Raw genomic sequence first — 14,204 nt, forward strand, 5'->3', positions numbered from 1 at the left:
CGTGGCTGACCACGCCCGCCTTGCGATGCCAGCGCGCCACGCCGTTCAGCACCGGCGCCTGGCCTCTAGCCGCCTCGCCGTCCTGCGCCGCGATCCAAAGTGAGCCCGGCACTTCGGTCATGCCGCCGAGCAGCCCTTTGGCGGGGCGGGTGCGGACCAGAAGCTCATCGCCGCGCCTGACCACGAAAGCCGCGCCGCGCCGCATTTCGCCCGACTTCTTCGGCGCCTTGCGCGGAAAAATCTCCTGATCGCCGCGCGCGCGCGCCGCGCAATCCTCGTTGAGCGGGCACAGCGCGCAGGCCGGCTTCTTCGGGGTGCAGATCGAGGAACCCAGATCCATCAGCGCCTGCGCGCTATCGCCGGCGCGTGACTTCACGTCGCCAGCGCGAGACCTCTCGTCGCTGGCGCGCGAGTCGCCCAGCAACGTGGTCGCCAGTTTCTGGATCAGCGGCTTCGCCTGCGGCAATGGCGCATCGACCGCGAACAGCCGCGACACCACGCGCTCGATATTGCCGTCGACCGGCATGGTGCGGCGGCCGAAGGCAATCGCGGCGATGGCGGCGGCGGTATAAGGCCCGATGCCCGGCAGCGCGCGCAAACCCTCCTCGGTGTCCGGAAACACCCCGCCATGATCGCGCAGCAGCGCCACCGCGCAGGCATGCAGATTGCGCGCGCGGGAGTAGTATCCGAGCCCGGCCCACATCCGTAAGACATCGTCGAGCGACGCACGACCGAGTGCTGCGACATCCGGCCAGCGCGCCAGGAATTTTTCGAAATACGGCGCTACGGTTTTGACGCCGGTCTGCTGCAGCATGATTTCCGACAACCACACAGCATAGGGCTCGGCGCGGCCGCCCGACACCGGACGCCATGGCAGCGCCCGGCGATGCCGGTCGTACCATTCGAGCAGCAGCGCGGGACGGGCATTTTCCGCCCGATCGCGATCGGCGGGCGATACTTTCTTTCGCCTGACAGCGGCGCCTGATAGACTCATGCCGATATGTACGCAAAGCGTCCCCCGATGAACAAGCCCGGCCCGATCAGCGCAAAGCCGCTTTCCGTCCTGCTCAGCGGCGTGTTTTCCGACGCCTACGCCAAGCAGGGGTTTGCGGCGCGCGAGCTGGTGATGCGCTGGGCCGAAATCGCCGGTCCTGAACTGTCAGCGCATTGCGAACCCCTGAAGATCCAGTGGCCGCGGCCGGTGGAGGGACAACCCCAGGAGCCGGCGACGCTGGTGCTGCGGGTGGAAGGCCCGATGGCGCTCGAAATCCAGCACGCCTCCGACGTCATCCTGCAACGCGTCAACCGCTTCTTGGGCTGGAGCGCGGTCGGCCGGCTGGCGCTGCGGCAGGCGCCGTTGTCGCGCCGGGCCCGGCCCGCGGCCTCCCGCGCCCCGGACGCCAAATCGGTGGCGCAGGTCGCCGAAACCCTGTCCTCGGTCGAGGACGAGGAGTTGCGCGCCGCGCTGGCGCGGCTCGGGGCGTCGATCAAGCGAAATTGAGCCGGCCGCCAAGTTCGCCGATCGCGGCCTGCCATTGCCACAATTGTCGTTTCAAGCTAGCCAACAGCCTTGCTTGGGTTCTTCGGGCGTGAACGCGCCAATTCGGGAGCAGACCTTGATCATTACCCGCCGCGCCTTCACCGCCGCCCTGTCGCTGACCGGGCTTGCCGCTCTCGTTGGGTTCTCGCCGCTGCGCCTGATCGCAGACGCCATGGCCCAGGGGGCGTCCGATGTGGCCAAGCCGGTGTCGCTGCCGGACATGGCGCTCGGGCCGGCCAACGCCCCGGTGACGATCACCGAATACGCGTCGATGACCTGCCCGCATTGCGCGGCCTTCAATGCAGAGGTGTTCCCAAAGATCAAGGCGGCCTATATCGACACCGGCAAGCTTCGTTATGTGTTCCGCGAATTCCCGCTCGACATCAAGGCCGCGGCGGGCTCGATGCTGTCGCGCTGCATCGCCAAGGACGATTCCGCAAAATACTTTGCGGTGACCGACATGCTGTTCAAGCAGCAGAGCGACTGGGTGATGAAGAACACCACGGAAACGCTGACCCGGATCGGCAAGCAGGCCGGCCTCACCCAGCAGCAGGTCGAGGCCTGCCTCAAGGACCAGGCGCTGCTCGACAAGATCGTCGCCGACCAGAAATACGCCTCCGAGGTGCTCAAGGTCGATTCGACCCCGACCTTTTTCCTCAATGGCGAGAAGATCAAGGGCGAGACCACGTTTGAGGAATTCGACAAGCGGATCAAATCATTGCTGAAGAGCTGAGGTTTTGCCGCAGCGCTGCGGGAACCCGTAAAGCCGCCTAACCCCGGTAAAAGTCTCTATAAAACCCTCTATAAAACCCTTGGGAAAAGCCCCGGGCGACGGTTGCTCTCCGGCCCCGGCCTCGCCATTGTCGCTCCCCTGAGAGCCGCTAGAAGCGACTCACCCACACACCGACATTGCCTTCTATGGTATTGTCCCGGCAGGGAGATTCGCGCCCTGCCAACAGAGAATCTGCGCCTATGAAGCTGACCCGCCTTCGCCTCCACGGTTTCAAGTCGTTCGTCGAGCCCACCGATTTCGTGATCGAACCCGGCCTCACCGGCGTGGTCGGGCCGAACGGCTGCGGCAAATCCAATCTGGTCGAGGCGCTGCGCTGGGCGATGGGCGAAACCTCGCACAAATCGCTGCGCGCCGCCGATATGGACGCGGTGATCTTCGCCGGTTCCGGCAACCGTCCGTCGCGCAACCACGCCGAAGTGGTGATGACGATCGACAATTCCGATCGCTCGGCGCCGGCCGCGATGAACGACCGGGAGATCCTGGAGATTTCGCGCCGGATCGAACGCGACGCGGGCTCGGTCTATCGCATCAACGGCCGCGACGTGCGCGCCCGCGACGTCCAGATCCTGTTTGCCGACGCCGCGACCGGTGCGCGTTCGCCGGCGCTGGTGCACCAGGGCAAGATCGGCGAGATCATTCAGGCCAAGCCCGAGCAGCGCCGCCGCGTGCTGGAGGATGCCGCCGGCGTCGCGGGGCTTCATGCCCGCCGCCACGAGGCCGAGCTGCGGCTGAAGGCCGCCGAGACCAACCTCACCCGGGTCGAGGACGTCATCGGGCAGCTGGCCGGGCAGATCGACGGCCTGAAGAAGCAGGCGCGGCAGGCGATCCGCTATCGCGAAGTCGCGAGCCGGGTTCGCAAGGCCGAAGCGCTGCTGTTTCATTTGCGCTGGCTGGAGGCCAATGCCGGCGTATCGGAGGCGACCCAAACCCACGACCTCAGCGTCCGCGAGATGGCCGAACGCACCCGCGAACAGGCCGAGGCGGCCCGTATCCAGGCGGTGCGCGCCTCCGAACTGCCGGCGCTGCGCGAGGCCGAGGCTCGCGCCGCGTCCGGACTGCAGCGGCTCACCAATGCCCGCGAAACCCTGGACCGCGAGGAAGAGCGCGCCAAGGAGCGCGTCGCCGAGCTCGACCGCCGGCTGACGCAGTTTTCGGCCGATATCGCCCGCGAGCAGCAGCAGGCCTCCGATGCGGAAGTCGCGCTGCAGCGGCTCGGCACCGAAGACACCGAGCTGAAGGAAGAGATCAAATCGCGCGTCGACATGCGCAGCGGCGTCGATGGCCGCGTGTCCGAAGCCGAAGCCACGCTGGCCGCCGCCGAGCGGCTGTTCGCCGAGCTGACCACCGCGCTCGCCGACCTGACCGCCCGGCGCAACCAGCTCGAGGGCAACGTCCAAAGCCACCGCGACCGGCTGGCGCGGCTCGACCAGGATATCGCCAATGTCGCCCGCGACGAGCAGAAGCTGGCGGAGGAAACCAGCGCGCTGGGCGACCTCGCGGCACTCGCCGCCGCCATGGAAGCCGCGCAGCAAAGCCTCGCGCAGTCTGAAAGCACGTCGCAGTCCAGCGAGGCCGGCCATGTCGCCGCCCGCGCCAGGCTGGAAGCCGCCCGCGCGCCGCTCAACGAAGCCGACAAGCGCGTGCAGCGGCTCGAGACCGAAGCGCGCACGATCTCCAAACTCGTCAACGGCGAGAGCAAGAATCTGTGGCCGCCGATCATCGACGGCATCACGGTTGCCAAGGGATACGAGAAGGCGCTCGGCGCCGCTCTCGGCGACGATCTCGATGCCCCCGTCGATCCGTCGGCGCCGATGCGCTGGACCAATGCCGGCGTGACCGAGGGCGATCCCGTGCTGCCGGAGGGCGTCGAGCCGCTCGCTGCGCATGTCGAAGCCCCCGCCGAATTGGCACGCCGCCTGGCGCAGATCGGCGTCGTCGCGCGCGAACAAGGTGCGGCGCTGGTGTCGCACCTCAAGACCGGACAGCGGCTGGTGTCGCGCGAAGGCGACGTCTGGCGCTGGGATGGCTTCGTCGCTGCCGCCCATGCACCAACCGGCGCGGCCCGGCGGCTCGCCGAGCGCGCCCGTCTGGTCGACATCGAGAACGAACTCGAGCAGGCCCGGATCGACGCCGGCGCCAAGCGGCAGGCCCTTGAGGCCGCCGAGGCCGAGCTCAAGGCGGCTTCCGCTGGCGAGACGTCGGCGCGCGATGCGTGGCGGGCCGCCCAGCGCGAAGCCGACAGCGCGCGCGAACGTCACGCCGCGACCGAGCGCGAGATCAACCGCCACGCGGCGCGCAAATCGGCGCTGACCGAAGCCCACACCCGTCTCGCGGCCGACCGCACCGAGGCCCAGGGCGCGCTTGAGAGCGCGAATGCGGCGCTGGCCGAATTGCCCGCCAGTCTCGACACCGAAACCAGGCTCGCCGAGGTTCGAACCGACATTGACGGGCATCGCCGCGTCGCGGCGCAGGTGCGGGCCGAGGCGCAGGCGCTGGCGCGCGAGGCGGAGCTGGCGGACCGCCGCCTGCAGGCGATCACGGCCGAGCACAACGAGTGGCAAAGCCGCAAGGCAAGTGCTGCCTCGCAAATCGAAACCATCGAGGCCCGCGTCACCGAGGTCAAGGCCGAACGCGCCGAACTTGAGAATGCGCCGGCGGTATTTGCGGAAAAGCGCCGCGCGCTGATCAATGAAATCGAGCAGGCTGAAAACGCCCGCCGCGTCGCCGCCGACGCGTTGGCATCCGCCGAGAACCTGATGGCGGAAACCGATCGCGCCGCCAAGATTTCGCTCGAGGCGCTCTCAAGCGCGCGCGAGGCCTGCGCCCGCGCCGAAGAGCGCATGGACGGCGCCCGGCGCCGCCTGATCGACATCGAGCGCGAAATCCACGACATGCTGGAAGTCGAGCCGCATGCGGTCGCCGGCCTTGCCGAAATCGAACCGGGCGCGGAATTGCCGCCGCTTGCCGAGATCGAGGAAAATCTCGAAAAGCTGCGCCGCGACCGCGAGCGGCTGGGCGCGGTCAATCTGCGCGCCGAGGAAGAACTGCGCGAGGTCGAAACCCAGCACACCTCGCTGACCACGGAACGCGATGATCTGGTGGAGGCGATCAAGCGGTTGCGCCAGGGCATCCAGAGCCTCAACCGCGAGGCCCGCGAGCGGCTGTTGACCTCGTTTGAAACCGTCAATGGTCATTTCAAGCGGCTGTTCGTCGAATTGTTCGGCGGCGGCGAGGCCGCGCTGCACCTGATCGAGAGCGACGATCCGCTGGAAGCGGGACTGGAAATCATCGCCAAGCCGCCCGGCAAGAAGCCGCAGACGCTGTCGCTGTTGTCGGGCGGCGAGCAGGCGCTGACCGCGCTGGCGCTGATCTTCGCGGTGTTCCTCACCAACCCGTCGCCGATCTGCGTGCTGGACGAAGTCGACGCGCCGCTCGACGACCACAATGTGGAGCGGTTCTGCAACCTGCTGCACGAGATGACCTCGACCACCGAGACGCGCTTCATCATCATCACCCACAATCCGATCACGATGGCGCGGATGAACCGCCTGTTCGGCGTCACCATGGCCGAACGCGGCGTGTCGCAGCTGGTGTCGGTCGACCTCGAAGACGCCGTGAAGATTCTCGACCAGCACGTGGCGTAAAGGTCACCCTCCCCTGGAGGGGTCGAGACGAGCGAAGCTCGCTCTCTGGGTCGGCAACCATCGAGCGTAGCGAGATGGGTGCCGGGGTGGGGTGACACCTCACCATGAAGGTTGATGGCAGCGATGAACGCCGGCGTGGCATCACCCCACCCCGCCTGCTTGCAGCAGGCGACCCTCCCCCTTCAGGGGAGGGTGAAGAAATGACCCCGCCCGACCTTCCCGCCGAACTGAGAGCCGCGCTCGACGCCAGGCTGCAGGGTCTGTCGCGGAGCGACGCCGCCGAACGCGCGGCGCTGATCTCGAGGAACTACCGCGATGGCGGCAACTCCGGCGCGATCGCCTCCGAGGAAGACGCGCTGGCCTACGCGCTGGCGCGGATGCCCGCGACCTATGCGGCAGTGACCGCAAGCCTGAACGCGCTGTGTGAGCTCCGGCCAGACTTCGCGCCGAAAAGCCTGCTCGACGTCGGCGCCGGGCCGGCAACGGCGAGCTGGGCCGCAGCCGAGACGTTTGCCTCGCTGCGCAGCTTTGCGCTGCTGGATGCCAATTCCGCCTTGCGCGCGCTGGCGCTGGATCTTGGCCGCGACAGCACGCGGCTGAAGCAAATCACCTACCATCGGGGCGAAGCCCGCGCCGCGCTGGCGGATGCCGCGCCGGCCGATCTCGTGGTGGCAAGCTACATGATCGGGGAAGTCGGCGACGCGGAGCGAAGCGCGCTCGCCGAACAATTGTGGGCGAAAGCCCGCGACACGCTGTTGATCGTCGAACCCGGCACGCCGGCGGGCTATCGGCGGGTGATCGCATTGCGGGCGCAACTGATCGCGTCCGGCGCGCATGTCGCGGTCCCCTGCCCGCACGATGGCGCGTGTCCGCTGCAGGCGCCGGACTGGTGTCATTTCACCCAGCGCCTGCCGCGTCTGCGCGCGCACATGCAGGTCAAGGGCGCCGAGCTTCCCTTCGAGGACGAAAAATTCAGCTATGTCGCGCTGACACGTACGCCGGTCGCGCGACACCCTGCCCGCGTGCTGGCGCAGCCCATCGTCAGCAAGGTCGAGGTGACGGCGAAGCTGTGCAGCGCCGAGGGCCTGCGAATCGCAAAGGTACCGCACCGCGACAAAACGACCTACGCACGCGCCCGGCGCTGGCGCTGGGGCGATGCGACGATGGACTAAAGTTAACCCGCGTCCCCCTTGTCGTTGAACTATCCGCGCCTTGCCACCGACCAAGGCGATACCCACCTCGTGGCGGCTGCCGCGCGCCTTCAAATTCCGTTAAAGCGTTTTCAAGCGAAGTGGAGATCGATTCGCGTCAAGAAAACGCGTCAAATCAAGAATCTAGAGCCCCGTTTCGATTCAATCGAGACGGAAAATGCTCTAAACTGTCACCCTTCGTTGTCCCATCAGGAGCTTAGTGCCATGTCGACCGGCTGGATCGTTATCGGCGTCCTCGTCATCCTCGTTCTTTTCGCGCTCGGCGCGTATAATCGGCTGGTCGCGCTCAGCCAGCGCGTCGGCCAGGCCTTCGCCGACATCGACGTGCAGCTCAAGCAGCGCCATGATCTGATCCCGAACCTGGTCGAGACCGTGAAGGGCTATGCGGCGCACGAGCGCGGCACGCTCGACGAGGTGATCAAGGCGCGCAATTCCGCGATGTCGGCGCAGGGACCGGCGCAGATATCGGCTGCGGAAAACCAGCTGAGCGGCGCGCTGGGCCGGCTGATCGCGCTGTCGGAAGCCTATCCGGACCTCAAGGCCAACGCCAACTTCCAGCAACTCGCGAGCGAACTGTCCGACCTCGAGAACAAGATCGCGGCCAGCCGCCGCTTCTTCAACAACGCGGTTTCCGAATACAACACCGGCATCCAGCAGATGCCCGCCGCATTGTTCGCCGGCATGTTCGGCTTCACCCGCAAGGATTTCTTCGACCTCGGCGCCTCCCGGACCGAAGTCGAGGCGGCGCCGCAGGTGAAGTTCTGACCCCCGTTACCGTCATTGCGAGCGAAGCGACGCAATCCATAAATATCAAAGAAGCATGGATTGCTTCGTCGCAAGTGCTCCCTTGCGCAAACGCTTCGCGTTTGTCGCAGGCAATGACGGCCGCGTAAAGCATACTTGGACCCATCATGGCCGCGTACGGTCTTTACACGCATATCGCATCGAACAGATTTCGTTCGATGCTGTTGCTCGCCGGGCTGTTCGCGCTGGTCTATGTCATGGTCTATGCCAGCGCGCTGATCGCGGAAGTGGTGATCAATAGCGATGCGCCGGTCGACTATTATCTGGCGGCGGCGGCGCGCGACCTCTTCAAGGCGTTGCCCTATGCGACCGGGGCCGCCACGCTGTGGATCGTGATCGCCTATTTCTTCCATCAATCGATCGTCGACGCCGTGACCGGCGGCGAGGACGTGACGCGGCAGCAGCAGCCCCGGCTTTACAATCTGCTGGAAAACCTCTGCATCTCGCGCGGCATCCCGATGCCGAAACTGAAGGTCATCGAAAGCGACGCGCTCAACGCCTATGCCACCGGGCTCAACCGCAGACAATATGCCGTCACCGTCACCACCGGCCTGTTGAACGCGCTCAACGATCAGGAGATCGAGGCGGTGCTCGGCCACGAACTCACCCACATCCGCAACGGCGACGTGCAGATGATGGTGATCGCGGTGATCATTGCCGGCGTGGTCGGCTTCTTCGCCGAGCTGTTCTTTCGCAGCTTTACCAACTTCGGCTATTATGGCGGCTATGGTGGCGGCTCGTGGTCATCTTCATCGTCGTCGTCATCCTCCTCCTCGTCGTCGGACAACCGAAAGGGTTCCGGCGGCGGCGCCGTCATTGTCATCATCGTCGCGGTCGCCCTGATCGCGCTGGCCTGGCTGTTGTCGCAGCTGGTGCGGCTGGCGCTGTCGCGGTCGCGCGAACTGCTCGCCGACGCGGGCTCGGTCGAACTCACCAAAAATCCCGACGCCATGATCTCCGCGCTTCGCAAGATCGAGAACCGCGGCGAGCTTCCCGGTGCGACTTCGGCGGTAATGGAATTATGCCTCGACAATCCGCGCGAGGGGTTTGCCGACCTGTTTGCGACCCATCCTTCGGTGGAATCGCGCGTCGAGGCGCTGGTCAAATACGCCGGCGGGCACGATCCCGGACCGCTGGCACTGCCGTCGGATCAGACGGATGAGCCGGACGATCAGCCGCAGCCCCCAACCGGTCAGATCCCGCCGCCATTGCCGAAGGGCCCCTGGAGCGACGCCTCCGATCCGGCCGGCGCCTCGCCGGGCGCCTCACCGGGTCCTTCACCCGGTCCCTGGGGCAATCCCGCCGGCCCGTGGGGCCGCCACTGAGGGGCGAACCGGCTTATTCGGCAACGCGGGGTGCGCTCCCGTCGGGAGAGCGGCGCTCCCGGACTCCTCCGCGCATTAACGAAGCTGGCACGATTAACCCTACCCGGCCGTCTAATGAATTGAATTCTCCCTTGTTTCTGCCATGTTCGCGCCCAAAGCAGGCGGGGGCGTTCCGGTCGCGCGAGGGGCACCCAGCCGGTCGGGGGTACGGGGCATGTTCCAGGGCCGATACCGGTTGTCGGGAAACAGGCGTCCTAGTTCCGGGACGATGCCCCCATCAAGCATGGCGCATAAGGGAAGCTCATGGCGAAACCAGTAGTGATTGTGGTAGGCGCTGACAAAGGCGGGGTCGGCAAGACGACGGTCTCGCGAACCCTGCTGGATTATTTCAGCGCCAACAACGTGCCCACCCGCGCCTTCGACACCGAATCCCCGCGCGGCACGCTGAAGCGCTTCCACCCCGACATCACCGAGATCGTCGACATGACGACGACGTCGGACCAGATGAAAATCTTCGATACGCTGAATGCGGCCAGTCCCTCGGTCACCGTGATCGACGTCCGCGCCGGCCTGTTGTCGCCGGCCCTGGCCTCGTTGCGCGACATCGGCTTTCTCGATGCCGCCAAGTCCGGGCAGATCACGTTTGCCGTGTTCCATATTCTCGGCCCCTCGATCGCCTCGCTCGACGAAATCGCGGAAACCGCCAATTTCATGCAGGGCGCGAAATACTTCCTGGTCAAGAACTTCATCAACGACACCCAGTTCTTCCAGTGGGATCAGGCTACCTACAATTCGTACTTCCACCGCATCAAGGACGCCACCGAGCTCACCATCCCCAAACTCAACGAAATGGCCTACGAGCAGGTCGAAGTCGCCTCGGTTCCGTTCCTCAAATTCGTCGCCAACAAGGGCGTCCACGACGAGGCCGAGAACTATTCGTTCGTGCTGCGCGGTTATGTCCGCCACTGGCTGGCCAACGTCTGGAGCGAGTTCGACCGCATCAAGCTGACCGATCTGGTCGGCTCCGGCAAATCCGGCGTGCGCGGCGGCGAAAAATAATTGCCTGCCCGATATGATTGGGCTGGATTAGGCGTCAAATTCGCCCGATATAGCGCGTGATGCGCGACACACCCGTTTACATCATCTGCTCGCCCCGTCCGCTGGTCGGCAAGACGCTGATCGCGCGGCAGTTGAGCGAATTTCTGCTGCTCAAGAACGGCGCGGTCGTGGCCTTCGACATCAATCTGAAAGAGCCGTCGCTGCTCGAATATCTGCCTGATATTACCGAGACCGCGGAGGTCGACGATACCTTCGGCAAGATGGCGCTGATGGACCGCCTGATCGTCAATGACGGGATCGCCAAGGTGATCGACCTCGGCTTCCACGCGTTCGACGAATTCTTCAAGATGTCCGAGGAAATCGGATTCATCAAGGAGGCCGCGCGGCGTGGCGTGGCGCCGATCGTGCTGTTTATCGGCGATACCGACCGGGCCTCGGCGCGCGGCTATCCGATGCTGCAGCAACAGATTCCTCCGACCGCCCTGGTGGCGATCGACAATGAATATGTCGTGCGCGGAGAACTGCCCCCGGCCTTTGCCGGCGGCAGGGTTCTCCACATCGCCGCACTGCCGGTGTTTCTGAAGACCTATATCGACCGGCAGACGTTCTCGTTCACCGAATACCTGCGTCACGAGAAGGATTCATCGACCGAACTCCATCAATGGATCCGCAGGAATTACCTCAGCTTCCGCGAGCTGGAGTTGAGCGTGATTTTGCAGAGGTCGTGAAATATCAGGTCGTCGTCGCGGCCAAGCCAACGGGTCGCGCGATATAGGCGCCCGATGTAGGGCTCCACGCGAGCCGGACCCATGCGCCGCTGCCTTTCGTTTTGAGAGCCGGCACCAGCGACCCTTCTAACAAGCCAGGGCGTGAACTCATAAATTCAAAGTGGTCGGCGGACGTCGGCTTTGGCGCGCATTCCGGACTCAAGTCGGACATCGCGCCATGTCCGAAATGTGCCACAGGCATGCCGTCCGGTAGCGAGGCTTGACCCGCCGTTCTCATCTGTCGCAACCCATCTAGCGATTGCCAAGGCATCGATTCCCACGCAAGCTGAGGGATGCTCAAGGCACCGCAAATCCGTTTCTGCAGGGCCTCAGACGGGGTTCGCATCGCCTATGCCACGACGGGCAGCGGTCCGGCGATGATCGAAGTTGCGACGTGGCTCAACCACTTGGAATTCGATTGGCAAAGTCCCGTCTGGCGCCCGCGACTCGTCGAGATGGCGAAGAACTACACCATGGCGCGATACGACGGCCGAGGTTGCGGCCTGTCGGACCGGACCGTCGAGGACCTGTCGTTCGATGCCAATCTTCGTGATCTCGAGGCGGTGGCCGATGCGGCCGGGTTCAAGCGCTTCATCCTGCTCGGCAGCTGCCAGGGCAGCGGGCTGGCGATTGCCTATGCGGCACGCCACCCTGAACGCGTCAGCAATCTAGTCCTGTATGGCGCGTTTGCCCGCGGCAGGTTGAAGCGCAACCCATCTGCACGGGACCTCGAAGAAGCCAATGTGATGCTGAAGCTTGTCGAGCTTGGCTGGGGACGAGAAAATCCGGCATTTCGTCAGGTCTACACGACGATGTTCATCCCCGAAAGCACACCGGAGCAATTCCGCTGGTTCACTGACCTCCAGCGCATGTCGACCTCGCCAGAGAACGCGGTGGGACTGATCCAAGGATTTGACGCCATGGACGTCACCGACCTGTTGCCAAAGATCAGCTGCCCTACGCTGGTATTGCACGCTCGAAACGACGCCCGCGTACCGTTCGGGGAAGGCCGCATGGTTGCCAGCTCGATCGCGGGCGCGGAATTCGTTCCGCTGGAGAGCCGCAATCACATCCTGTTGGAGCACCAGCCGGCGTGGAAACAGTTCTTAGCCGAGATCGCCCGCTTCGTTCACGGTCAAGGTCGGACCGAGGCTTCCGAAGGGACGGCGTTTGCCGAACTTACGCAGCGCGAACGTGAGGTCCTCGAACTGATCGCTCGCGGCCTCGACAATGCGGCGATCGCAAGCCAACTGTCAGTAAGCCCAAAAACCGTTCGTAATCACATCAATGGCATCTTCGATAAGCTGAATATCCCCAACCGGGCCCAAGCCATCGTGCGCGCGCGCGAGGCGGGCATGGGGACGCGAACCGGCTGAGCGCTTCGTCTAGGTCTCTTGGCCTAGCATTCCAGGATATTCAAACACATTGAAATGAAACCTGGGCCAAGGGTCTCATGACGGGTTGGGCCATCCCCCGACACGTTGCTCCCCGGTGGCCAAACATTTTCGCCAAGCACATCTCGGTATTCAACGCCCAAGGAGACAACGATGAATGACACCATTATATCGTCCCGCGTCACCGGCTCCGCACAGATGCAAGGTGACCTGTGGAGTGCTCGTGCGCGGGATTACGCCGAATTGCAGGAACGCTATTTCCTTCCGTTGTACGAGAGCGTGCAGCGCCGGCCCGAACTCGCAAAATCGCGATCAAGCCTCGATGTCGGTTGCGGTCCTGGCCTCGCCGCGCAAGTGTTTTCAAAGACAATTGCCAACGTCGCCGGCATCGATGCATCCGCCGCGTTCATCGATATCGCGCGTGAGCGCCTGCCTGGACGTAACTTGCGTGTCGGCGAAATGGAAACGCTGCCGCACGCGGATGGAAGTTTCGATGTCGTGACCGGCTTCAACGCGTTTCAATACGCCGCGTCGCCTGTCAACGCTCTGCGCGAGGCACGCCGCGTAACGCAGCCGGACGGCGCTGTGGTGATCGCAACCTGGGGCCCGCCGGAGGACTGCGAGGCGGCCGGACATCTCAAAGCCCTCGGTGCGTTGATGCCACCGCCGCCGCCGGGAGCGCCAGGGCCTTTCGCATTGTCCGACGAATCCAAATTGAAGGCGCTGGTGTCCGAGGCCGGTCTTACCCCGATAGCAGTGGTCGACGTGGAATGTCCGTGGATCTACCCGAACCTGGACATTGCGCTTCGTGCGATGCTGTCTGCCGGACCTGCCGAACGAGCCATCCGAAATTCCGGCATGGAGCGCGCTCGTGACGCAGTAGCAAACTCGATTGCACCCTACCTCAAACCTTCAGGTGAGTACCATTTGAACAACAAGTTCCGCTACCTCATCGCCCGCGCTTGATGCACCTGAGGCCGCCAACTGAGACAGCCTACTTCAGCGAACTATTGATCGAGGTGCACGCCAATCCGCGCCCTAAATCGGTGGTCGGGGTCCCTGCGTGCACAGGGACGACGCGCGGCGGAATCCCGACCTCAATGCCCGTCGAACGCCATCAGGGTTCGCACCGGCACGTCCATCGCCCGCAATTTCGCCGCACCACCGAGGTCCGGCAAATCGATGATGAAACAGGCCGCGACCACGTTGGCGCCGATCTGGCGCATCAGCTTGACCGCGCCCTCCGCGGTGCCGCCGGTGGCGATCAGGTCGTCGACCAGGATCACGCGCTCGCCGGGATGGATGGCGTCGGCGTGCATTTCCATTTCATCGAGCCCGTATTCCAGCGAGTAGGCGATGCGCACCGTGGCGTGCGGCAGCTTGCCGCGTTTGCGGATCGGCACGAAGCCCGCGGAAACCTGATGCGCCAGCGCGCCACCGAGAATGAAGCCGCGCGCCTCGATGCCGGCCACCTTGTCGATCTTCGATCCGGCCCAGGGCTGCACCAGTTCATCGACCGCGCGGCGGAAGGCGCGGGCGTCGCCGAGCAGCGTGGTGATGTCGCGAAACATTATTCCCGGCTTCGGATAGTCCTGGATGGTGCGGACGGTGGCCTTCAGATCGTATTCGGGCGTCATGGCTGTCTCTTTCAAATCCTGTTCGTCATC

At 64.7% G+C, this 14,204-nt stretch carries 12 protein-coding genes; 10 read left to right on the forward strand and 2 right to left on the reverse strand.

Annotated elements, in window-relative coordinates; all coding sequences use genetic code 11:
• A partial coding sequence (locus E8A46_RS27760) for an A/G-specific adenine glycosylase (RefSeq protein WP_291568006.1) occupies positions 1–994 on the reverse strand: 994 nt, incomplete at its 3' end.
• 27 nt (positions 995–1,021) lie between these two features.
• Here E8A46_RS27760 and E8A46_RS27765 point away from each other — a divergent pair.
• The 10 genes from E8A46_RS27765 to E8A46_RS27810 all read left to right on the forward strand — a co-directional run bounded on the left by E8A46_RS27765 (position 1,022) and on the right by E8A46_RS27810 (position 13,503).
• Positions 1,022–1,501 carry a DciA family protein gene (locus tag E8A46_RS27765; protein WP_291568008.1) on the forward strand — a complete coding sequence of 160 codons (480 nt, stop codon included), beginning with the start codon at positions 1,022–1,024 and terminating at the stop codon, positions 1,499–1,501.
• 115 nt (positions 1,502–1,616) lie between these two features.
• Positions 1,617–2,273 (forward strand): DsbA family protein, encoded by a 657-nt coding sequence (locus E8A46_RS27770; RefSeq protein ID WP_291568009.1) that lies wholly within the window; start codon positions 1,617–1,619, stop codon positions 2,271–2,273.
• A 239-nt stretch (positions 2,274–2,512) separates the two neighbouring features.
• Entirely contained in the window at positions 2,513–5,977 is a 3,465-nt protein-coding gene (gene smc / locus E8A46_RS27775; protein WP_291568011.1) for a chromosome segregation protein SMC, read from the forward strand.
• A gap of 200 nt (positions 5,978–6,177) precedes the next feature.
• Positions 6,178–7,149 (forward strand): small ribosomal subunit Rsm22 family protein, encoded by a 972-nt coding sequence (locus tag E8A46_RS27780; protein WP_291568013.1) that lies wholly within the window; start codon positions 6,178–6,180, stop codon positions 7,147–7,149.
• Between the two features lie 243 nt (positions 7,150–7,392).
• Positions 7,393–7,953: a LemA family protein gene (locus E8A46_RS27785; protein WP_291568016.1), complete on the forward strand. Its 561-nt coding sequence runs from the start codon at positions 7,393–7,395 to the stop codon at positions 7,951–7,953.
• 146 nt (positions 7,954–8,099) lie between these two features.
• A complete protein-coding gene (locus E8A46_RS27790) occupies positions 8,100–9,317 on the forward strand; it encodes a M48 family metalloprotease (RefSeq protein WP_291568018.1) in 1,218 nt (405 codons plus the stop codon).
• A 303-nt stretch (positions 9,318–9,620) separates the two neighbouring features.
• Positions 9,621–10,376 (forward strand): hypothetical protein, encoded by a 756-nt coding sequence (locus tag E8A46_RS27795; protein WP_291568020.1) that lies wholly within the window; start codon positions 9,621–9,623, stop codon positions 10,374–10,376.
• 59 nt (positions 10,377–10,435) lie between these two features.
• The gene (locus E8A46_RS27800; RefSeq protein ID WP_291568022.1) at positions 10,436–11,104 is read left to right on the forward strand and encodes a hypothetical protein; all 669 of its coding nucleotides are present in this window, start codon (positions 10,436–10,438) and stop codon (positions 11,102–11,104) included.
• A gap of 332 nt (positions 11,105–11,436) precedes the next feature.
• The gene (locus tag E8A46_RS27805; RefSeq protein ID WP_291568024.1) at positions 11,437–12,519 is read left to right on the forward strand and encodes an alpha/beta fold hydrolase; all 1,083 of its coding nucleotides are present in this window, start codon (positions 11,437–11,439) and stop codon (positions 12,517–12,519) included.
• Between the two features lie 171 nt (positions 12,520–12,690).
• Positions 12,691–13,503, forward strand: a complete 813-nt coding sequence (locus tag E8A46_RS27810) for a class I SAM-dependent methyltransferase (RefSeq protein WP_291568026.1) — start codon at positions 12,691–12,693, stop codon at positions 13,501–13,503.
• Between the two features lie 131 nt (positions 13,504–13,634).
• Here the strand turns inward: E8A46_RS27810 and E8A46_RS27815 are convergent, their stop codons facing one another.
• Entirely contained in the window at positions 13,635–14,174 is a 540-nt protein-coding gene (locus tag E8A46_RS27815) for an adenine phosphoribosyltransferase (protein ID WP_291568029.1), read from the reverse strand.
• Positions 14,175–14,204: the final 30 nt, after the last annotated feature.

Origin of the sequence: Bradyrhizobium sp. (genome assembly GCF_004799445.1) — a bacterium.
GTDB lineage: Bacteria > Pseudomonadota > Alphaproteobacteria > Rhizobiales > Xanthobacteraceae > Bradyrhizobium.